Origin of the sequence: Pseudomonas sp. HMSC057H01 (assembly GCF_001836405.1) — a bacterium.
GTDB lineage: Bacteria > Pseudomonadota > Gammaproteobacteria > Pseudomonadales > Pseudomonadaceae > Pseudomonas > Pseudomonas aeruginosa.
Window position 1 is genome coordinate 18,916 of the sequence record NZ_KV828389.1, and the last position, 18,544, is coordinate 37,459.

The following is an 18,544-nucleotide window of genomic DNA, read 5'->3' on the forward strand; positions in this document are numbered from 1 at the left end:
TGCGATGCAATGCCGCTCCCTTGAGGAAGAGGCGACGAGTCGGGAGTGGGCCGGGAGTTACTCGCCCCAGACGTCGCGCAGGACCCTTACCCAGTTCTCGCCCATCACCTTGCGCACCACGCGCTCGGGCATGCCGCGCTCGAGCAGGGTCTCGGTGAGGTTGGGGAATTCGCCGACGGTGCGGATGCCCAGCGGGTTGACGATCTTGCCGAAGTTGGTCAGGCGCCGGGCGTAGCCCTTGTCGTGGGTCAGCCACTCGAAGAAGTCGTGGCCGTGGCCCTGGGTGAAATCGGTGCCGATGCCGATGGCGTCCTCGCCGACGATGTTCATCACGTACTCGATGGCCTCGGCGTAGTCGTCGATGGTCGAGTCGATGCCTTTCTTGAGGAACGGCGCGAACATGGTCACACCGACGAAGCCGCCATGATCGGCGATGAACTTCAGCTCCTCGTCGGACTTGTTGCGCGGGTGTTCCTTGAGGCCGGACGGCAGGCAGTGGGAGTAGCAGACCGGCTTCTTCGATTCGAGGATGACCTCTTCGGAAGTCTTGCTGCCGACGTGGGAGAGGTCGCACATGATGCCGACCCGGTTCATCTCCGCGACGATCTCCCGACCGAAGCCGGAGAGCCCGCCGTCACGCTCGTAGCAGCCGGTGCCGACCAGGTTCTGGGTGTTGTAGCACATCTGCACGATGCCCACGCCGAGCTGCTTGAACACCTCGACGTAGCCGATCTGGTCCTCGAATGCGTGGGCATTCTGGAAACCGTAGAGGATGCCGGTCTTGCCCTGCTCCTTGGCCTTGCGGATGTCCGCGGTGCTGCGCACCGGGATCACCAGGTCGCTGTTGTCGCGGATCAGCTTGTTGCTGGCGACGATATTGTTCACCGTCGCCTGGAAGCCTTCCCATACCGATACGGTGCAATTGGCGGCGGTCAGGCCGCCCTTGCGCATGTCCTCGAACAGTTCGCGGTTCCACTTGGCGATGATCAGACCGTCGATGACGATGCTGTCGGCGTGCAATTCGGCTGGGCTCATCTGGCATACCCCTTTCAGGCTGGGCGCGCCGGGACTTGTGCCGACGCTTTGGGGGCAGCATATCGTCGGGGCCCGGCGCGACCCGGCCCGAAAACGACCAGGGTCGTGCCGAAAGCGTCAAGCGTGCGACCGCAACGACGGAGGGCAATGTCGCGGATGGAACAGGCGCTGGCCGCCCGGGGCCGCCAACGGGGAGTGCGCGCGCCCCTGCCGGCGCGGGTTCAGAGGCCGAGTTCGCCGAGCGACGGATGGTTGTCCGGCCGGCGCCCCAGCGGCCAGCGGAACAGCCGCTGGTCCTCGCGGATCGGCAGGTCGTTGATGCTGGCGTGACGTTCGTACATCAATCCCTGCTCGTCGAACGCCCAGTTCTCGTTGCCGTAGGAGCGGAACCAGTTGCCCGAGTCGTCGTGCCATTCATAGGCGAAGCGCACGGCGATGCGGTTGCCGGTAAACGCCCAGAGCTCCTTGATCAGCCGGTACTCCTGCTCGCGCTGCCACTTGCCGCTGAGGAATTCGACGATCCGCTCGCGGCCGCGGACGAAGGTCGAGCGATTGCGCCAGACGCTGTCGGGACTGTAGGCCAGCGAGACGCGCTGCGGGTCGCGGCTGTTCCAGCCGTCCTCGGCGGCGCGGACCTTCTGCGCGGCGGTTTCGGCGGTGAAGGGGGGAAGCGGGGGACGGACGTCGCTCATGGCGGGCTCCTCGGTCTGCGGTGGTTTTCGATGGGAACAGCGTAGGGCAGGGCGAGCGCGGCCGAATGACGTCGATCCCACGGATCCTGCCAATCCCGCCTCGCCCCCTGGCTGTTGCCAGGCTGGCCAGACCTACCCCGGAGAGGGCTATGATGGCCGCCACCGGAGTGGACAAGGATCGACCTCGCGCAATGACCTCCACCACCTACCTCGGCCTGCTGCTGGTCGGCATCCAGGTACTCGGCTTCGTCGCCGCCATCCATGCCGTGCTCACCGTGCGCACCGCACAGGGCGCGATCGCCTGGGCCACCTCGCTGGTATTCATGCCGTACCTGACCCTGCTGCCGTACCTGGTGTTCGGTCGCAGCCGTTTCGACGCCTACATCGAGGCGCGGCGCCAGGCCAACCGCGAGATGCACCTGGCGGCCGCCGAGCTGGACTGGCGTCCCTGGGTCGAGGAGGCCCTGGCGGCCCGCCAGGTCAGCGGCTACAAGGGGCTCAAGGCGCTGGTGCGGATGACCCGCACGCCGACCCTGGCGAACAATCGGGTGCGCCTGCTGGTCAACGGCGAGGCCAGCTTCGAGGCGATGTTCAAGGCGATTTCCGCCGCCCGCCAGGTGATCCTGGTGCAGTTCTTCATCGTCCGCGACGACGCCCTCGGCCAGCGCCTCCAGCAACTGCTGCTGGAACGCGCGGCCAACGGCGTCGAGGTGTTCTTCCTCTATGACGCCATCGGCAGCCACGCGCTGCCGCACCGCTATGTCGAGCGGCTGCGCCAGGGCGGCGTGCAGATGCATGGCTTCAGCACCGGCAGCGGCATGCTCAACCGCTTCCAGGTGAATTTCCGCAACCACCGCAAGGTCGTGGTGGTGGATGGCGAGTGCGGTTTCGTCGGCGGGCATAACGTCGGCGTCGAGTACCTCGGCGAGAAGCCGCCGCTGGCGCCCTGGCGCGACACCCACATGGAACTGCGCGGGCCGGCGGTGGCGTGCCTGCAGGAAAGCTTCGCCGAGGACTGGTACTGGGCGACCCACAGCCTGCCGCCGCTGATCCTGCCGCCGCAGTACGACAGCGAGGGCGCGCTCTGCCAGGTGGTCGCCAGCGGCCCGGCGGATGCCCAGGAAACCTGCTCGCTGTTCTTCGTCGAGATGATCAACGCCGCCCACGAGCGGGTCTGGATCACCTCGCCGTATTTCGTTCCCGACGAAGCGGTGATGGCCGCCCTGCGCCTGGCGGTGCTGCGCGGCGTCGACGTGCGCCTGCTGATCCCCTCGCGCCCGGACCACCGCACGGTGTATGCCGCGTCCAGCCTCTACGCGCTGGAAGCGATCCGTGCCGGGGTCAAGGTGTTCCGCTACCAGCCCGGCTTCCTCCACCAGAAGGTGGTGCTGGTGGACCGCGACACCGCCGCCGTCGGCAGCGCCAACCTGGACAACCGTTCGTTCCGGCTGAATTTCGAGGTGATGGTGGTGACCGTCGACGAGGGCTTCGCCGGCGAGGTGGAGGCGATGCTCGAGGCGGACTTCGCCGAGTCGCTCGAATTCACTCCGGAAGACCGCCGCAGCGTGCGCCGCCTGCAGCAACTGGGGATGCGCGTGGCGCGGCTGGTCTCGCCGATCCTCTGAAAACCTTCGCGGACTCTGTACGTCGGCAAAACCGCGTTGGAAACGGCTTCGGAAAACTCGGTTGCCGTTCGGAGACTCCGCTTCCCCGGCTGTTTTCGCCCGGTTTCTCCAGCTCGCCAGATCGTCGGCAGGTCCTGAGCGACGCCTCTGCCGCCCGCCGACCGCGCGGGCGTGCAGCTTTTCCCTAGCCAGCGACTACAAAAATCATAATTTCGCTATTCCCCGGCTCTGAACAGAATGCGGCCATCACGCAACCGCAGAACAAGAACGACCAGAGTCCGAGGAACCGAGCCATGACCGACCTGAATCGCACCGCCTTGCCCTCGCGCACGGACGGGACCGTGGAAAAGACCGACACCCTCGTCGTCGGCGCCGGCCAGGCCGGCGTGGCGATGAGCGAGCACCTGAGCCGGCTCGGCGTGCCGCACCTGGTCCTGGAGCGCAACCGCATAGCCGAGGCCTGGCGCAGCGGACGCTGGGACTCACTGGTGGCCAACGGCCCGGCCTGGCACGACCGCTTCCCGGGAATGGAATTCGACATCGATCCCGACGGTTTCCCCGGCAAGGACCAGGTGGCGGCCTATTTCGAGGCCTACGCGAAGAAATTCGACGCGCCGATCCGTACCGGCGTCGAGGTGAGGAAGGTGGTGCGCAATGTCGGCCGCCCCGGCTTCACCGTGGAAACCTCCGCCGGGACCATCGAGGCCAACCGCGTGGTCGCCGCCACCGGCCCGTTCCAGCGTCCGGTGATCCCGCCGATCGCGCCGCGCGACGAGCGTATCCGGCAGATCCACTCGGCCCACTACTACAACCCGCAGCAGCTGCCCGAAGGTGCGGTACTGGTGGTCGGCGCCGGTTCGTCGGGGGTACAGATCGCCGACGAGCTGCAACGTGCCGGGCGCCAGGTCTACCTCTCGGTGGGCGCTCATGACCGTCCGCCGCGTTCCTACCGCAACCGCGACTTCTGCTGGTGGCTGGGCGTGCTCGGCGAATGGGATGCGGAAGTCGCCAAGCCCGGGCGCGAGCATGTGACCATCGCCGTGAGCGGTGCCCGCGGCGGACATACCGTGGACTTCCGCGCCCTGGCGCATCAGGGCGTGACCCTGGTCGGACTGACCGAATCCTTCGTCGACGGCGTCGCGACCTTCCGGCCGGACCTGGCGGAGAACCTGGCGCGCGGCGACGAGAACTACCTGGCGTTGCTCGACGCCGCCGACGCCTATATCGCCCGCAACGGCCTTGACCTGCCGGAAGAGCCCGAGGCGCGCCGCCGGCTGCCGGACCCGCAGTGCGTGACCGATCCGATCCTCGAACTGGACCTGGCCGAGGCCGGGGTGGGCAGCATCATCTGGGCCACCGGCTATGCCGTCGACTTCGGCTGGCTGCAGGTCGATGCCTTCGACCGCGACGGCAAGCCGCGCCACCAGCGTGGTGTGTCCAGCGAACCCGGCGTGTATTTCATCGGCCTGCCCTGGCTGTCGCGGCGCGGCTCCTCGTTCATCTGGGGCGTCTGGCACGACGCGCGCCATGTCGCCGACCACATCGCCATCCAGCGCAAGTACCTCGCATACCGCGACGCCGCCCAGCGCCAGGAACAGGACCGCGCCTCGCAAGCTCCGCAAACCAGCCTCCAGGAAGTCAGCTGATGCCTACCCATACCCGCATTCGCATGTTCAACACCAAGGACACCTACCCCAACCAGTCCCTGGACAACGATCTCTGCCAGGCCGTGCGCGCCGGCAACACGGTGTACGTGCGCGGCCAGGTCGGCACCGACTTCGACGGCAACCTGGTCGGCCTCGGCGACCCGCGCGCCCAGGCCGAGCAGGCGATGAAGAACGTCAAGCAACTGCTGGAGGAAGCCGGCAGCGACCTCTCGCACATCGTCAAGACCACCACCTACCTGATCGATCCGCGCTACCGCGAGCCGGTCTATCGCGAAGTCGGCAAGTGGCTCAAAGGGGTGTTCCCGATCTCCACCGGACTGGTGGTCTCGGCCCTCGGCCAGCCGCAGTGGCTGATGGAGATCGACGTGATCGCGGTGATTCCCGACGACTGGCAGCAATGAGGAGGCGCGCGCCATGACCTTTTCCATCGTCGGCCGCTGCGCCGAAACCGGCCAGTTGGGCATCGCCATCAGCTCGTCGAGCATCGCCGTCGGCGCCCGTTGTCCCTGGCTGCGCGCCGGCACCGGCGCGGTGGCTACGCAGAACATCACCCTGCCGGCGCTCGGCCCGCAGATCCTCGACCGCCTCGACCAGGGCCTGGCCCCTGGCGAAGCGCTGGACCAGGCGCTGAGCAGCAACGGCTATGGCCAGTATCGCCAGGTCACGGTGATCGACCAGCACGGCCGCACCGCGTTGTTCACCGGCCGCGAGGCGCTCGGCGTCCACCATGCGCGGGCCGGCGAACAATGCGTGGCGGCCGGCAACCTGCTGGCCGCGCCGGAAGTGATCGAGGCGATGGTGGATGCCTTCGAGAACGCCGAAGGCCTGCTCGCCGAGCGCCTGCTGGCGGCGATGGGGGCCGCGCTGGCCGCTGGTGGCGAAGCCGGGCCGGTGCATTCGGCGGCGCTGTCGGTGGTCGGCGACCTGCTCTGGCCGGTGGTCGACCTGCGCGTCGACTGGGCCGAGCACGACCCCATCGGCCAGCTCGAGCGACTGTGGCTCGCCTACAAGCCGCAGATGCAGGACTATGTGACCCGCGCCCTCGACCCGACCCGTGCGCCGAGCTACGGCGTGCCCGGCGACGAGTGAGCGGGTCGTTCCCTTCCTCGACGGCGCAGCGCGAGACCTGCGCCCTGGAGCCCGACATGCCCGGCAGCCGCGACATCCTCGCCGACCTGGTGGCCTTCGACACCGTCAGCCGCGAGTCCAACCTGGCGCTGATCGACTACGTCCGCGACTACCTGGCGGGTTTCGGCGTCGACAGCGAACTGTTCTTCGACGCCGACGGCCGCAAGGCCAATCTCTATGCCACCATCGGCCCCAGCGACCGTGGCGGCGTCTGCCTTTCCGGGCATACCGACGTGGTGCCGGCGGACGGCCAGGCCTGGAGCGTGCCGCCGTTCCGGCTCAGCGAGCGCGATGGTCGCCTCTACGGGCGTGGCACGGCGGACATGAAGGGCTACCTGGCCTGCGTGCTGGCGGCCGTCCCGGCGTTCCTCGCCGCGCCGTTGCGCCTGCCGGTGCACCTGGCGTTCTCCTACGACGAGGAAGTCGGCTGCCTGGGCGTCCGTTCGCTGCTCGCGGCGCTGGAGCGGCGTCCGCACAAGCCGTTGCTGTGCATCATCGGCGAGCCCACCGAGCTGAAGCCGGTGCTCGGCCACAAGGGCAAGCTGGCCATGCGCTGCGAGGTGCACGGCGCGGCCTGCCATTCGGCCTACGCGCCGCAGGGGGTGAATGCCATCGAATACGCCGCGCGGCTGATCGGCCGCCTCGGCGAGATCGGCGCGCGCCTGGCGGCGCCGGAGCGCCACGACCGGCGTTTCGACCCGCCCTACTCGACGGTGCAGACCGGACTGATCCAGGGCGGCCGGGCGCTGAACATCGTGCCCGCCGAGTGCCGCTTCGACTTCGAGGTCCGCGCGCTGCCGGCGGACGACCCGCGGCAGGTCGCCGAGGAACTCCGTGACTATGCCGAAAGCGAACTGCTGCCGCGGATGCGTGCGGTAGAGCGAAGTACCGATATCCGCTTCACGCCGCTATCGGCCTATCCCGGCCTGCTCACCGCAGACGACAGCCAGGCGGCGGAGCTGATCGGCCTGCTCAGCGGTTCGACGGATTTCTCCACCGTGGCCTTCGGCACCGAGGGCGGGCTGTTCCACCAGGCCGGTATCCCGGCGGTGATCTGCGGTCCCGGCAGCATGGACCAGGGCCACAAGCCGGACGAGTTCGTCAGCCTCGCTCAGCTCGAGGCGTGCGACGCCCTGCTGGCGCGCCTGGCGGCGTGGCTGCGGGAGCCTTGAGCGGCAGCACCGCGCGGTCCTGGCTGGGACTGGCGGCGAAGCGCGCGCGGTAGCTGCGGGAGAAGTACGAAGGCGACTCGAAGCCGCAGGCCAGGCTCACCTGTAGCACGCTGAGGTCGGTCTGGCGCAGCAACTGGCGGGCCTTGTCCAGGCGCAGGCCGAGGTAGAAGTTCGAGGGCGTGTCGTCCAGGTGCACGCGGAACAGCCGTTCCAGCTGGCGGCGGGTGACCTGGATGCGCTCGGCCAGCTCCAGGGTGGTCAGTGGCGGCTCGGTATGCCGCTCCATCTCGCCGATCACCTGCACCAGCTTGCGGTTGCTCACGCCATAGCGGGTCGCCACCTGCAGGCGCTGGTGGTCCTGGCGCGGGCGGATGCGGCCGAGCACGAACTGCTCGGAAACCTGCACCGCCAGTTGCGGACCGTGGGCCTGGGCGATCAGGTCGAGCATCAGGTCGATGGAGGCGGTGCCGCCGGCCGAGGTGATGCGCGGACCGTCGATCTCGAACAGCTCCTGGGTCACGCTCAGTTGCGGGTAGGACTCCTGGAAGGCGTCGATGGCTTCCCAGTGCAGGGTCGCGCGGCGCCCGTCGAGCAGACCGGCCTCGGCCAGCACCACGCTGCCGGTATCGATGCCACCGAGGGTCACGCCGTTGCGATCGAGCTTGCGCAGCCACTGCACCAGTGCCGGGGTGACCGCCCGCAGCGGCTCGAAACCGGCCACCACGAACAGCAGGTCTCCTTTCTTCAGCGGCTCCAGCGCGCCGTCGCTGTTCACCGACATGCCATTGCTGGCCAGCACCGGACCGCCGTCGGCGCTGAGCACGTGCCAGCGGTAGAGGTCGGCGTGGAAGCGGTTGGCCACGCGCAGTGGCTCCACGGCGGAAACGAAGCCCATTACCGAGAAGCCGGGCAGCAGGAGAAACCAGAAGTCCTGGGACATGGGGCGCTCCGGGGTTGAGGTTGCGCAGCCTGTGTGTAGCGCAGGCCCGCCGCGCTTGGCAATGGCCAGGTCGCTGCAGTGCAAGAGCTGGTCGCCGCAGTGCGCTTCGCCGCCGTCCCGGCTGCGTACCTTGGTCGCCAGGGTCGGTCTCGCAAGGGGCCGGCGCCCACCTCGCAGAAAAACAATCAATAGCCGCACGAGGGGAGACCGATGAAGACGACGATTCGCCAGCTGGGCTGCGCCCTGCTGATCCTGGCCAGTGGCGCCGCCCTGGCCGCAGAACCCGAGCAGTGCCGTACGGTGCGCCTGGGCACGGTGAACTGGACCGACGTGGTCGCCAGCAGCGCCGTGGCCGAAGCCTTGCTCGATGGCCTGGGCTACCAGGTGAAGCAGACCAGCGCCTCGCAACAGATCGTTTTGGCCGGCCTGGCCGACAAGCAGCTGGACCTGTTCCTCGGCTACTGGCAACCGACCATGCAGCCGGTCGCCAGGCCTTACCTGGACAAAGGCCGGATCGAAGTGATCGAGCCACCGACCCTGGCCGACGCGCAGTCCACCTATGCGGTGCCGAGCTACGTCGCCGAGGGCGGGCTGAAGACCTTCGCCGACATCGCCCGCTTCAAGGACAAGCTTGGCGGCCGCATCTACGCCATCGAGCCGGGCAGCGGCTCGAACCGCATCACCCGGAAGATGATCGACGACAACCGTTTCGGCCTGAAGGGCTTCCAACTGGTGGAGTCCAGCGAGGCCGGGATGCTCACGGCGGTGAAGCGGGCGATCAAGCGCAAGCAGTGGGTGGTGTTCTTCGGCTGGAAGCCGCATCCGATGAACCTGCAGATCGACATGACCTACCTCACCGGCAGCGAGGATGTGTTCGGTCCCGACGAGGGCGCGGCCACCGTCTCCACCATGACCGCCGCCGGCTACCAGGCGCAGTGCGGCAACGTCGCCCGGCTGCTGCACAACCTGCGCTTCAGCAGCGCCCAGGTCAGCCAGGTGATGGCGCCGATCCTCGATCGCACCCAGCCCCTCGACGCCGCGCGCCAGTGGCTGAAGGCCAACCCCGAGCCGCTGAAGGCCTGGCTGGATGGCGTGAGCACCTTCGACGGCAAGGACGGCCTGGCCGCGCTCCAGGCCTCGCTGAAGTAACCCGCACCTATCCGTTCCGCCCGGCGTGGCCGGGCGGGGCTTTGTACACCCCGAATACAGGAAGCTACCACCGTGAACCATGAAGTCATCGTCACCTGCGCGGTGACCGGCGCCGGCGATACCGTCGGCCGGCATCCGGCGATCCCGGTCACCCCGAAACAGATTGCCGAGGCCGCCATCGAGGCGGCCAGGGCCGGCGCCACCGTCGCCCACTGCCATGTCCGCGACCCCGCCACCGGCAAGCCCAGTCGCGACGTGGCGCTGTACCGCGAAGTGGTCGAGCGCATCCGCGAAAGCGACACCGACGTGATCATCAACCTCACCGCCGGCATGGGCGGCGACCTGGAGATCGGCAAGGGCGAGCAGCCCCTGGAGTTCGGTGTCGGCACCGACCTGGTCGGCCCGCTGGAGCGGCTCAGGCATGTCGAGGAGCTGCTGCCGGAAATCTGCACCCTGGACTGCGGCACCCTCAACTTCGGCGACGGCGACTACATCTACGTCTCCACCCCTGCGCAACTGCGCGCCGGCGCCCAGCGCATCACCGAGCTGGGGGTCAAGGCCGAGCTGGAAATCTTCGATACCGGCCACCTCTGGTTCGCCAAGCAGATGCTCAAGGAAGGGCTGCTGGAGGATCCGCTGTTCCAGATCTGCCTGGGCATTCCCTGGGGCGCGCCGGCCGATACCACGACCATGAAGGCGATGGCCGACAACCTGCCGCCGGGGGCGACCTGGGCCGGCTTCGGCATCGGCCGCACGCAGATGCCGATGGTCGCCCAGGCCATGTTGCTGGGCGGCAACGTGCGGGTCGGCCTGGAGGACAACATCTGGCTGGACAAGGGCGTGCCGGCGAGCAACGGCAGCCTGGTGGAGCGCGCCATCGAGATCATCGAGCGCCTCGGCGGGCGCGCCCTGAGCCCGGCGGAAGGGCGCCGCAGGATGAACCTGAAGCCGCGCTGATTTCTTCCTCCCCGCCCCGTCGGGGGCGGGAACAACCTCTGGAGATGTCCATGTCCTTCGTCACCGAGATCAAGACCTTCGCCGCCCTCGGTAGCGGCGTCATCGGCAGCGGCTGGATCGCCCGCGCCCTGGCCCACGGCCTCGACGTCGTCGCCTGGGATCCGGCGCCGGGCGCCGAAGCGGCGTTGCGCGCGCGCGTCGCCAATGCCTGGCCGGCCTTGCGGAAACAGGGCCTGGCGCCCGGCGCGGCGCAGGAACGCCTGCGCTTCGTCGCGAGCATCGAGGAATGCGTGGGCGACGCCGATTTCATCCAGGAGAGCGCCCCCGAGCGGCTCGACCTGAAGCTCGACCTGCACGCCAGGATCAGCGCCGCGGCGCGGCCCGACGTGCTGATCGGTTCCTCCACCTCGGGCCTGCTGCCCAGCGAGTTCTACGCCGAGGCGAGCCACCCCGAGCGCTGCCTGGTCGGCCACCCCTTCAATCCGGTCTACCTGCTGCCGCTGGTGGAGGTGGTCGGCGGCGAACGCACCGCTGCCGAGGCCGTGCGGGCGGCGATGCGGGTCTACGAGTCGCTGGGCATGCGTCCGCTGCACGTACGCAAGGAAGTGCCCGGCTTCATCGCCGACCGCTTGCTCGAGGCGCTCTGGCGCGAGGCGCTGCACCTGGTCAACGACGGCGTGGCCACGACCGGCGAGATCGACGATGCGATCCGCTTCGGCGCCGGCCTGCGCTGGTCGTTCATGGGCACCTTCCTGACCTACACCCTGGCCGGTGGCAACGCCGGCATGCGCCACTTCATGGCGCAGTTCGGCCCGGCGCTGCAATTGCCCTGGACCTACCTGCCGGCGCCGGAACTCACCGAAGCCCTGATCGACCGGGTGGTGGAGGGCACCGCCGAGCAGCAGGGCGCGCGCAGCATCGCCGAGCTCGAGCGCTACCGCGACGACTGCCTGCTGGCGGTGCTCGGGGCGATCAGGGAAACCAAGGCCCGGCACGGCTTCGCCTTCGCCGAGTGACATGACGCGCCTTCCGCCCCGCCGGGCGGAGCGCAACCACGGAGCCTGCCATGAGCCAAGCCCTGACGACCTACGAGACGCCGGTCCTGCCCGAGTGGGTGGACTACAACGGCCACTTGCGCGATGCCTTCTACCTACTGGTGTTCAGCTACGCCACCGATGCGCTGATGGCGCATATCGGCCTGGACAGCCAGAACCGCGACGCCAGCGGACACTCGCTGTTCACCCTGGAATGCCACCTGAACTTCCTCCACGAGGTGAAGGAGGGCGCCAGGGTCGAGGTGCGCACGCAACTGCTCGGTCACGATCGCAAGCGCCTGCATATCCACCATGCCCTGTACCTGCCTGGCAGCGGGCAGGCGCTGGCGCTGAGCGAGCAGATGCTGCTCCACGTCAGCCTCGACGGCCCGCGCTCGGTGCCGTTCGAAGGCGAGGTGCTGGCGCGGGTCGAGGCGCTCGCCGAGGCACATCGCGCGCTCCCCGTGCCGGAAGGTGTCGGTCGGGTGATCGGCCTGCCGCCGCTGCGCTGAGCGCGATGGCTGCGAAGTATCCGCTGTCTCCGGCGATGTGGCGCTTCGTCGAGCACAGCCGGGCGTTCGCCAGCGACAGTCCGCGCCTGGATGCGCAACGTGCGGCCTACGCGCGGATGTGCCAGGCGTTCGCGCCGCCGCGCCCGGCCGGTTTGCGGGTGCTCGACTCCTGCTTGCCGGCCGCGCCGCCGGTGCGCGTGCGCCGCTATCGCCCCGACCGCCCGGCACCGCCCGGTGGCTGGCCGGCGCTGCTCTACCTGCACGGTGGCGGCTGGATGCTCGGCGGCCTCGATTCACACGATTTCATCTGCGCCGACCTGGCTGCGCGCCTGGGCCTGCTGGTGCTGGCGGTGGATTACCGACTGGCGCCGGAGCATCCATTCCCGGCGGCATTGCAGGATTGCCTGCGTGCCTGGCAGGCGCTGAGCCTGGGCGAGCTGGACGAAGCGCTGGATGGGCGACGCCTGCTGGTGGCCGGCGACAGCGCCGGCGGCAACCTGGCGGCGGCGCTGTGCCTGGCCCTGCGCGATGGCGGCGCGCCGTCGCCGGCCGCGCAGATATTGCTCTATCCCTTGCTGTCCGCCGCGCCATCGCCCTCGCGGATCGACTGCGCCGACGCGCCGTTGCTCGGCCTCGGCGATGTGCAGGCGTGCCTGGACGCCTACCTGCCGCTGGCGGCGCTGCACCGACAGCCGCTGGCGCTGCCCCTGGAGGCCGCTGATTTCACTGGCCTGCCGCCGGCCTTCGTGGCGGTCGCCGAATTCGATCCGCTGCGCGACGACGGCGAGCGCTATGGCGCAGCGCTACGCGCGGCGGGTGGCGAGGCAGGGTTCTATCCGGGAAGCGGGCTGGTCCATGGCTGCCTGCGCGGCCACGGCATCGACGAGGTGGAAGCCCTGCACGAGGCCTTGCGACGGGCCGTGCAGGGCTTCCTGGCGGAGGACTCAGGCGAGCGCCAGGCGGGTGAGGAATCCACCGCCGAGCACCAGCCAGGCGAATAGCAGGGCGGCCAGCAGCAGCGGCTTGAGGCCGGCGCGGCGGATCGCCGAGAGGTGCGTGCCGAGGCCGAGGCCGGCCATCGCCATGGCCAGGAGGAAGGTGTCGAGGTCGTTGACGTGGCTGACCAGCGCCGGCGGCAGGCTGACCAGCGAGTTGAGCCCGGCGACCAGTACGAAGCCGACGGCGAACCAGGGAATGGTGATCTTGGTCGCGCCGCTGTGCTGCCGGCGGTGCGCCTTGTCGCGTGCCAGCCAGGCCGAGAGCAGGATCAGGAAGGGCGCCAACATCATTACCCGGACCATCTTGGCGATCACTGCGGTATCCGCTGCCTCGATGCCGATCGAGCGACCCGCGGCGACCACCTGGGCCACCTCGTGCACCGTGGCGCCGATGTACACGCCCCAGGTGCCAGGGTCGCGTGGCAGCAGCCCCCAGTCCTGGTCGGACTGGAACAGCGCCGGATAGAGGAAGATGCCCAGGGTGCCGAACACCACTACGGTGGAGACCGCCACCGCGACCTGTTCGGCGCGGCCGCGCACCACCGGCTCGGTGGCCATCACCGCGGCGGCGCCGCAGATCGAACTGCCGGCGCCGATCAGCAGGGTGGTGGTGCGGTCCAGGCCGAACAGCCGGGTGCCGAGCAGGCACGCCAGGCCGAAGGTGCTGGCGAGCATCAGGGCGTCCAGCAGCACGCCGTGCAATCCGACGCCGGCGATGTCCTGGAAGGTCAGGCGCAGGCCGTAGAGGATGATCCCGGCGCGCAGCAGGATCTGCTTGGAGAAGCCGACGCCGGCGGCGCTGCCGGCGGCGATCCGAGGGTACAGGGTGTTGCCGACGACGATGCCGAGCACGATGGCCAGGGTCAGCGCGCTGATGCCGTTGTGCTGCAACCATTGCGAACGACCCAGGAGGATCGCCGCGCCGGCCAGGGCGGCGCTGAGCAGCAGGCCGGGGATGAGTTTCTGGACCTGGGCCAGGGGTCTGGTACCGGTCTTGACGGGGAGGGTGTGCATCCTTCGCTCCTCAGGTGAGGTCACGGGACGCAGGTTAGGTAGCGGGCATGAATTTGTGAAACGAATAGTTTCTGTATTAAATACCTGAAAAACAGGTAGGTGAGTCCATGGCCCTCAGTTTCCGTCAGCTCCAGATCTTCTGTGCGGTGGCTCGCTGCGGCAGTACCACGGCGGCGGCGGAATCCATCTCGCTGTCGCAGTCGGCCACCAGCGCTGCGCTCAACGAGCTGGAGTCGCAGCTTTCCACGCGCCTGTTCGACCGGGTCGGCAAGCGCCTGCAACTGAACGAGGTCGGCCGCCGCTTCCTGCCCCAGGCATTGCGCCTGCTCGACGGGGTGGCGCAACTGGAGCAGCAGTTCGCGGTTTCCGCCGCGCCCCAGGCGAGCCTGACGGTGGCGGCCAGCAGCACCATCGGCAACTACGTGCTGCCACGCCTGCTGGCCTCCTTCGAGCGGGAGCAGCCGGGGGTGAGGGTCAACGCCAGCATCGGCAACACCGGTTCGGCGGTGCAGGACGTGGTGACCTTCGCGGCGGACATCGGCCTCATCGAAGGCCCCTGCCACGAGCCGGGCCTGCGGGTGGAGCCCTGGCTCGAGGACAGCCTGATCGTGGTGGCGGCGCCCGGCCACCCGCTGGCCTTGCGCACCCAGGTCTCCCGCGAGGCCCTGCGCCGTGCGCGCTGGCTGCTGCGCGAGCCCGGCTCGGGCACGCGCGAGGAGGTCAGCCACGCCCTGCTGGGCCACCTGCATTACCTGGAAGACAGCCTGGACCTGGGCAGCTCCGAGGCGATCAAGCACAGCGTCGCCGCCGGGCTGGGCATCAGTTGCCTGTCGCGCTGGGTGGTCGAGGAACAGTTGGCCTCCGGCGCGCTGGTCGAACTGCGCAGCAGCCTGCCGCCGTTGCGCCGGCGTTTCTACATGCTGCGCCAGCGCGACAAGTTCCTCTCGCCGGGCTTCGAGCGCTTCTGGGAACACTGTCGGGCGGGACTCGGCGCCGGCTAGCCGGCTCCCGGTAAAAAGATCCCCCTGCCGCGCCCGACGCGCGGAGGGGGATGAAAAAGGAGCCAGGAACGGCCCTCAGTGTGAGTCTGGCGTTTTCCGGAAGCCGTCCGCTGCATTCCGCAAGCCGCTGGAGGTGATTGTGGCGGTGTCGCTGACGGTCGAATTAGCCGAAAACGACCTGCCCATGTCCAGGCGGGACAGCCCCCTTGCCGGGAGCGACGTGGGCTCAGCAGAATCGATGGCAATCCCCATCGAAGGAGCTGCCGCGATGATGCACGCCGATCTGATCGACCAGGACGATTTCCGCGAACGCCTGCAGGCGCTGGGCTTCAGCGTGCCGCCGGACTCGACTCCGGAGCAGGCCTGCGAATACGCCGTGCGTGGCCTCAGCCCGGAGCGCGCCCAGGCGCTGCGGCGGCTGGTGGAGGACATGCTCGGCGGGCACGCCACGCTGCTGCCGGCGGTGCGCGAGGCGATTTCCCGGCAACTGCTGCCGGCGCTGGTGCCGCGGGGCTGACAAGGCCCTGCCCGCCCCGTGGACGGGGCGGGCAGGGACGCGCGGTCAGATCCGCACGCTGGCGAAGGTCGACTCGCCCTGCGCCTGGCTTAGGGCCGACAGCGCCGAGGAGTTGGGCATCAGCGCCAGGTCCTGCGGGATCGGCATCAGCACCACCGGCTGGCCCAGCGGCTGGCCCTGGCGCTCGTCACGCGGCGGGATGCCGAAGTACTCGCGGTAGCACTTGGAGAAGTGCGGGGTGGAGACGAAGCCGCAGACCGAGGCCACCTCGATGATCGACATGGACGTCTGCTTGAGCAACTGGCGGGCGCGGATCAGGCGCAGCTTCAGGTAGTAGCGCGACGGCGAGCAGTGCAGGTACTTCTGGAACAGCCGCTCGAGCTGGCGACGCGAGACGTTGACGTAGACCGCCAGTTCGTCGAGGTCGATCGGTTCCTCCAGGTTCGCCTCCATCAGCGCGACGATCTCCTGCAACTTCGGCTGGTTGGTGCCGAGCATGTGCTTGAGCGGCACGCGCTGGTGGTCCTGCTCGTTGCGGATGCGCTCGTAGATGAACATCTCGGAGATCGCCGCCGACAGCTCGCGGCCATGCTCGCGGCCGATCAGGTGCAGCATCATGTCCATCGGCGCGGTGCCGCCGGAAGAGGTGAAGCGGTTGCGGTCGATGGAGAACAGGCGGGTGCTCATGGCCACCCGGGGGAAGGCTTCCTGCATCGCCGCCAGGCATTCCCAGTGCACGCTGCAATCGTAGCCGTCGAGCAGGCCGGCGCGGGCCAGCGCCCAACTGCCGGTGCACACCGCGCCGAGGCGCCGACCCTGGCGGGCCTGGGCCTGGAGGAAAGTGACGTGCTCGCGGGTGACGCTGCGCTGGATGCCGACGCCGCCGCAGACGATCACGCAATCCACCGCCGGGGCGTTGTCGGTACCGGCGTCGGGGGTGATCTGCAGGCCGTCGCTGGCCCAGACCTGGCGGCCGTCCAGGCTCAGCGTATGCCAGCGGTAGAGTTCGCGTCCCGAGAGCTGGTTGGCCATGCGCAACGGTTCCACCGCCGAGGCCAGGGAGATCAGGGTGAAGTTATCCAGCAGCAGGAAGCCGATGGACTGCGGATTTCGGTTCTGTGGCGGAACTCCGGGCGCGTACGTGGTCATGGGTGTATCTCCTCACGCTGAGCAAGCAGGCCTCTCACGAGGCTTTTTTTTATGATTGTTGGAATTTCCGGGTGGCTGCTTGGGCCACGCCGTCGGCGTTGCTTGTAACCAGAGCAAGGCAAATGCCATGCCTATATTGATTGGGCGTTCAATCAAAAAAGCCGGAAGGCTTTAGCCCGGCATTTCCACTCGGGCCTGGCACAACGACAGCATGGGCGACGGCTGGCGGCGCGCCGCGCGCCTGGGCATTTCGGTAGCACCAGGGCGGCCCCCGGCGAGAAGGCGGGGCAGCGGCCGTGGCGACAAAGGTAACGACGGGCGGCGAGCCGTTACCCCGCAGTGTGACGGATGGCGACCGCCCGGTCACGCGTCATATGCGCCAAAAAGTGGCGTCTCGATCGTTTCGTGAGCAATTCCGGTTCAGCACTCGATGGCGTTCACCGCCAGGCCCCCGCGCGAGGTTTCCTTGTACTTGTCGTGCATGTCGGCGCCGGTGTCGCGCATGGTGCGGATCACCTTGTCCAGCGAGATGAAATGCTGGCCGTCGCCGCGCAAGGCCATTTGCGCCGCGTTGATGGCCTTCACCGCGGCGATCGCGTTGCGCTCGATACAGGGTACTTGGACCAGCCCGCCAACCGGGTCGCAGGTCAGCCCGAGGTTGTGTTCCAGGCCGATCTCGGCAGCGTTCTCGACCTGCGCCGGGGTGGCGCCGAGGACTTCCGCCAGGCCGGCGGCGGCCATCGCGCAGGCCGAGCCGACCTCGCCCTGGCAGCCGACCTCGGCGCCGGAGATCGAGGCGTTCTTCTTGCACAGGATGCCCACCGCGGCGGCGGCCAGCAGGTAGTCGACGACGTCGCGGTCCTGGGCGTCGGGATTGAACTTCATATAGTAGTGCAGCACCGCCGGGATGATCCCCGCCGCGCCGTTGGTGGGCGCGGTGACCATGCGCCCGCCGGCGGCGTTCTCCTCGTTCACCGCCAGGGCGAACAGGTTGACCCATTCCATGGCGCTGAGGGTCGAGCCGATCACGTTGGGCTTGCCGATCTCCTGCAGGTTGCGGTGCAGGCGCGCGGCGCGGCGTTGCACGTTGAGCCCGCCGGGAAGGATGCCTTCGTTGCGCAACCCGTTGTCGACGCAATCGCGCATCGCCTGCCAGATGCGCCGCAGGCCTTCGCGGATGTCGGTCTCGCTGCGCCAGATGCGTTCGTTGGCCAGCATCAGCTCGGATACCCGCAGGTTGTGGCGCTTGCACAGCAGCAACAGTTCCTCGGCGCTGGAGAAGTCGTAGGGCAGCACCGTGTGGTCCTGGTCGAGCTGCCCCGAGGCGGCCTGTGCCGCATCGACCACGAAGCCGCCGCCGACCGAGTAGTAGGTCTCCTGGTGCAGTTCGTCCTGCTCGCCGTAGGCGACCAGGGTCATGGCGTTGGGGTGGTAGGGCAGGTTCTCGTCGAGCAGGCGCATGTCGCGCACCCAGTCGAACGGTACCGCCACGCGGCCGTCCAGTTGCAGCAGGCCGCTATCGAGCAGCGCGGCCATGCGCGGGGCGATCTGGGTCGGGTCGATACGATCCGGCCATTCGCCCATCAGGCCCATGATCACCGCGCGATCGGTGCCGTGGCCGACGCCGGTGGCGGACAGCGAGCCGTACAGGCGCACTTCGAGACGCCGCACCGCCGACAGCGCCTGGCGTTGGCGCAGGGCAGCGGTGAACAGCGCGGCGGCGCGCATGGGGCCGACGGTATGCGAACTGGACGGGCCGATACCGATCTTGAAAAGGTCGAACACACTGATAGCCATGCCGGCCTCCGGGATTGCCGCGGCATCCGTGCCTGCGTAGTGGGGGTGGCGGCTCCTCCGCCCGCGATTCCTGCGCATCATCGGGCTTTCCCCGGGGCGGGCCGCATCCGCCACCGACCCGGCCATGTCCAAAAGCGCCGCGTCCGCGCCCGGATCG

The 18,544-nt window shown here is 68.7% G+C and carries 18 protein-coding genes; 12 read left to right on the forward strand and 6 right to left on the reverse strand.

Features of this window, described 5'->3' with window-relative positions:
- Positions 1–57: 57 nt before the first annotated feature.
- Complete coding sequence (locus tag HMPREF2581_RS03700) at positions 58–1,035, reverse strand: dipeptidase (protein WP_003106042.1); 978 nt, start codon at positions 1,033–1,035, stop codon at positions 58–60.
- Positions 1,036–1,256: 221 nt separating this feature from the next.
- A complete protein-coding gene (locus HMPREF2581_RS03705) occupies positions 1,257–1,727 on the reverse strand; it encodes a nuclear transport factor 2 family protein (protein WP_003106041.1) in 471 nt (156 codons plus the stop codon).
- A 152-nt stretch (positions 1,728–1,879) separates the two neighbouring features.
- On the opposite strand from HMPREF2581_RS03705, the gene cls reads away from it, so the two are divergent.
- From cls to argE, 5 genes are all read left to right on the forward strand, one after another.
- Positions 1,880–3,352: a cardiolipin synthase gene (cls, locus tag HMPREF2581_RS03710; protein WP_003121332.1), complete on the forward strand. Its 1,473-nt coding sequence runs from the start codon at positions 1,880–1,882 to the stop codon at positions 3,350–3,352.
- Between the two features lie 293 nt (positions 3,353–3,645).
- Entirely contained in the window at positions 3,646–4,998 is a 1,353-nt protein-coding gene (locus tag HMPREF2581_RS03715) for a flavin-containing monooxygenase (protein ID WP_003096737.1), read from the forward strand.
- On the forward strand, positions 4,998–5,420 hold the full coding sequence (locus HMPREF2581_RS03720) for a RidA family protein (protein ID WP_003096732.1): 423 nt from the start codon (positions 4,998–5,000) through the stop codon (positions 5,418–5,420). Before HMPREF2581_RS03715 ends, HMPREF2581_RS03720 begins: the two co-directional genes overlap by 1 nt.
- Before the next feature lie 13 nt (positions 5,421–5,433).
- Positions 5,434–6,108 carry a DUF1028 domain-containing protein gene (locus tag HMPREF2581_RS03725; RefSeq protein ID WP_003096726.1) on the forward strand — a complete coding sequence of 225 codons (675 nt, stop codon included), beginning with the start codon at positions 5,434–5,436 and terminating at the stop codon, positions 6,106–6,108.
- Positions 6,109–6,164: 56 nt separating this feature from the next.
- Positions 6,165–7,319 carry an acetylornithine deacetylase gene (argE, locus tag HMPREF2581_RS03730; protein ID WP_003121330.1) on the forward strand — a complete coding sequence of 385 codons (1,155 nt, stop codon included), beginning with the start codon at positions 6,165–6,167 and terminating at the stop codon, positions 7,317–7,319.
- On the opposite strand, the gene cdhR is transcribed toward argE, so the two are convergent.
- Positions 7,249–8,259, reverse strand: coding sequence for an HTH-type transcriptional regulator CdhR (gene cdhR, locus HMPREF2581_RS03735; protein ID WP_003096721.1), 1,011 nt, complete (start codon positions 8,257–8,259; stop codon positions 7,249–7,251). The two genes, argE and cdhR, sit on opposite strands and share 71 nt — an antisense overlap.
- Before the next feature lie 210 nt (positions 8,260–8,469).
- Between cdhR and HMPREF2581_RS03740 the strand changes: the two genes are divergently transcribed.
- The 5 genes from HMPREF2581_RS03740 to HMPREF2581_RS03760 all read left to right on the forward strand — a co-directional run bounded on the left by HMPREF2581_RS03740 (position 8,470) and on the right by HMPREF2581_RS03760 (position 12,912).
- Positions 8,470–9,408 (forward strand): choline ABC transporter substrate-binding protein, encoded by a 939-nt coding sequence (locus HMPREF2581_RS03740; protein WP_003096718.1) that lies wholly within the window; start codon positions 8,470–8,472, stop codon positions 9,406–9,408.
- Between the two features lie 72 nt (positions 9,409–9,480).
- A complete protein-coding gene (locus HMPREF2581_RS03745) occupies positions 9,481–10,365 on the forward strand; it encodes a 3-dehydrocarnitine:acetyl-CoA trimethylamine transferase CdhC (protein ID WP_003142066.1) in 885 nt (294 codons plus the stop codon).
- A gap of 50 nt (positions 10,366–10,415) precedes the next feature.
- On the forward strand, positions 10,416–11,381 hold the full coding sequence (locus HMPREF2581_RS03750; protein ID WP_003096713.1) for an L-carnitine dehydrogenase: 966 nt from the start codon (positions 10,416–10,418) through the stop codon (positions 11,379–11,381).
- A 50-nt stretch (positions 11,382–11,431) separates the two neighbouring features.
- Complete coding sequence (locus tag HMPREF2581_RS03755; RefSeq protein ID WP_003142064.1) at positions 11,432–11,911, forward strand: thioesterase family protein; 480 nt, start codon at positions 11,432–11,434, stop codon at positions 11,909–11,911.
- 5 nt (positions 11,912–11,916) lie between these two features.
- Positions 11,917–12,912, forward strand: coding sequence for an acylcarnitine hydrolase (locus tag HMPREF2581_RS03760; RefSeq protein WP_003115631.1), 996 nt, complete (start codon positions 11,917–11,919; stop codon positions 12,910–12,912).
- On the opposite strand, the gene HMPREF2581_RS03765 is transcribed toward HMPREF2581_RS03760, so the two are convergent.
- The gene (locus HMPREF2581_RS03765; protein ID WP_003142062.1) at positions 12,856–13,923 is read right to left on the reverse strand and encodes a YeiH family protein; all 1,068 of its coding nucleotides are present in this window, start codon (positions 13,921–13,923) and stop codon (positions 12,856–12,858) included. The two genes, HMPREF2581_RS03760 and HMPREF2581_RS03765, sit on opposite strands and share 57 nt — an antisense overlap.
- Before the next feature lie 107 nt (positions 13,924–14,030).
- Between HMPREF2581_RS03765 and HMPREF2581_RS03770 the strand changes: the two genes are divergently transcribed.
- Positions 14,031–14,924, forward strand: a complete 894-nt coding sequence (locus tag HMPREF2581_RS03770) for a LysR family transcriptional regulator (protein ID WP_003142060.1) — start codon at positions 14,031–14,033, stop codon at positions 14,922–14,924.
- A 268-nt stretch (positions 14,925–15,192) separates the two neighbouring features.
- Entirely contained in the window at positions 15,193–15,441 is a 249-nt protein-coding gene (locus HMPREF2581_RS03775; protein WP_003096701.1) for a hypothetical protein, read from the forward strand.
- Between the two features lie 45 nt (positions 15,442–15,486).
- Here the strand turns inward: HMPREF2581_RS03775 and HMPREF2581_RS03780 are convergent, their stop codons facing one another.
- Both HMPREF2581_RS03780 and HMPREF2581_RS03785 read right to left on the reverse strand, forming a co-directional pair.
- A complete protein-coding gene (locus tag HMPREF2581_RS03780; protein ID WP_003096699.1) occupies positions 15,487–16,590 on the reverse strand; it encodes a choline metabolism transcriptional regulator GbdR in 1,104 nt (367 codons plus the stop codon).
- A 420-nt stretch (positions 16,591–17,010) separates the two neighbouring features.
- A complete protein-coding gene (locus tag HMPREF2581_RS03785) occupies positions 17,011–18,387 on the reverse strand; it encodes an L-serine ammonia-lyase (RefSeq protein WP_003136285.1) in 1,377 nt (458 codons plus the stop codon).
- Between the last annotated feature and the right edge of the window lie 157 nt (positions 18,388–18,544).

Bases quoted from the DNA above. Each gene is read 5' to 3' on its own strand.
- argE (WP_003121330.1), top strand. From the start codon at position 6,165: ATGCCCGGCAGCCGCGACATCCTCGCCGACCTGGTGGCCTTCGACACC.
- HMPREF2581_RS03780 (WP_003096699.1), bottom strand. From the start codon at position 16,590: ATGACCACGTACGCGCCCGGAGTTCCGCCACAGAACCGAAATCCGCAG.
- HMPREF2581_RS03755 (WP_003142064.1), top strand. From the start codon at position 11,432: ATGAGCCAAGCCCTGACGACCTACGAGACGCCGGTCCTGCCCGAGTGG.
- HMPREF2581_RS03700 (WP_003106042.1), bottom strand. From the start codon at position 1,035: ATGAGCCCAGCCGAATTGCACGCCGACAGCATCGTCATCGACGGTCTG.
- HMPREF2581_RS03770 (WP_003142060.1), top strand. From the start codon at position 14,031: ATGGCCCTCAGTTTCCGTCAGCTCCAGATCTTCTGTGCGGTGGCTCGC.
- HMPREF2581_RS03705 (WP_003106041.1), bottom strand. From the start codon at position 1,727: ATGAGCGACGTCCGTCCCCCGCTTCCCCCCTTCACCGCCGAAACCGCC.
- HMPREF2581_RS03775 (WP_003096701.1), top strand. From the start codon at position 15,193: ATGATGCACGCCGATCTGATCGACCAGGACGATTTCCGCGAACGCCTG.
- HMPREF2581_RS03750 (WP_003096713.1), top strand. From the start codon at position 10,416: ATGTCCTTCGTCACCGAGATCAAGACCTTCGCCGCCCTCGGTAGCGGC.
- HMPREF2581_RS03720 (WP_003096732.1), top strand. From the start codon at position 4,998: ATGCCTACCCATACCCGCATTCGCATGTTCAACACCAAGGACACCTAC.
- HMPREF2581_RS03785 (WP_003136285.1), bottom strand. From the start codon at position 18,387: ATGGCTATCAGTGTGTTCGACCTTTTCAAGATCGGTATCGGCCCGTCC.
- HMPREF2581_RS03765 (WP_003142062.1), bottom strand. From the start codon at position 13,923: ATGCACACCCTCCCCGTCAAGACCGGTACCAGACCCCTGGCCCAGGTC.
- cdhR (WP_003096721.1), bottom strand. From the start codon at position 8,259: ATGTCCCAGGACTTCTGGTTTCTCCTGCTGCCCGGCTTCTCGGTAATG.
- cls (WP_003121332.1), top strand. From the start codon at position 1,880: ATGGCCGCCACCGGAGTGGACAAGGATCGACCTCGCGCAATGACCTCC.
- HMPREF2581_RS03760 (WP_003115631.1), top strand. From the start codon at position 11,917: ATGGCTGCGAAGTATCCGCTGTCTCCGGCGATGTGGCGCTTCGTCGAG.
- HMPREF2581_RS03740 (WP_003096718.1), top strand. From the start codon at position 8,470: ATGAAGACGACGATTCGCCAGCTGGGCTGCGCCCTGCTGATCCTGGCC.
- HMPREF2581_RS03725 (WP_003096726.1), top strand. From the start codon at position 5,434: ATGACCTTTTCCATCGTCGGCCGCTGCGCCGAAACCGGCCAGTTGGGC.
- HMPREF2581_RS03715 (WP_003096737.1), top strand. From the start codon at position 3,646: ATGACCGACCTGAATCGCACCGCCTTGCCCTCGCGCACGGACGGGACC.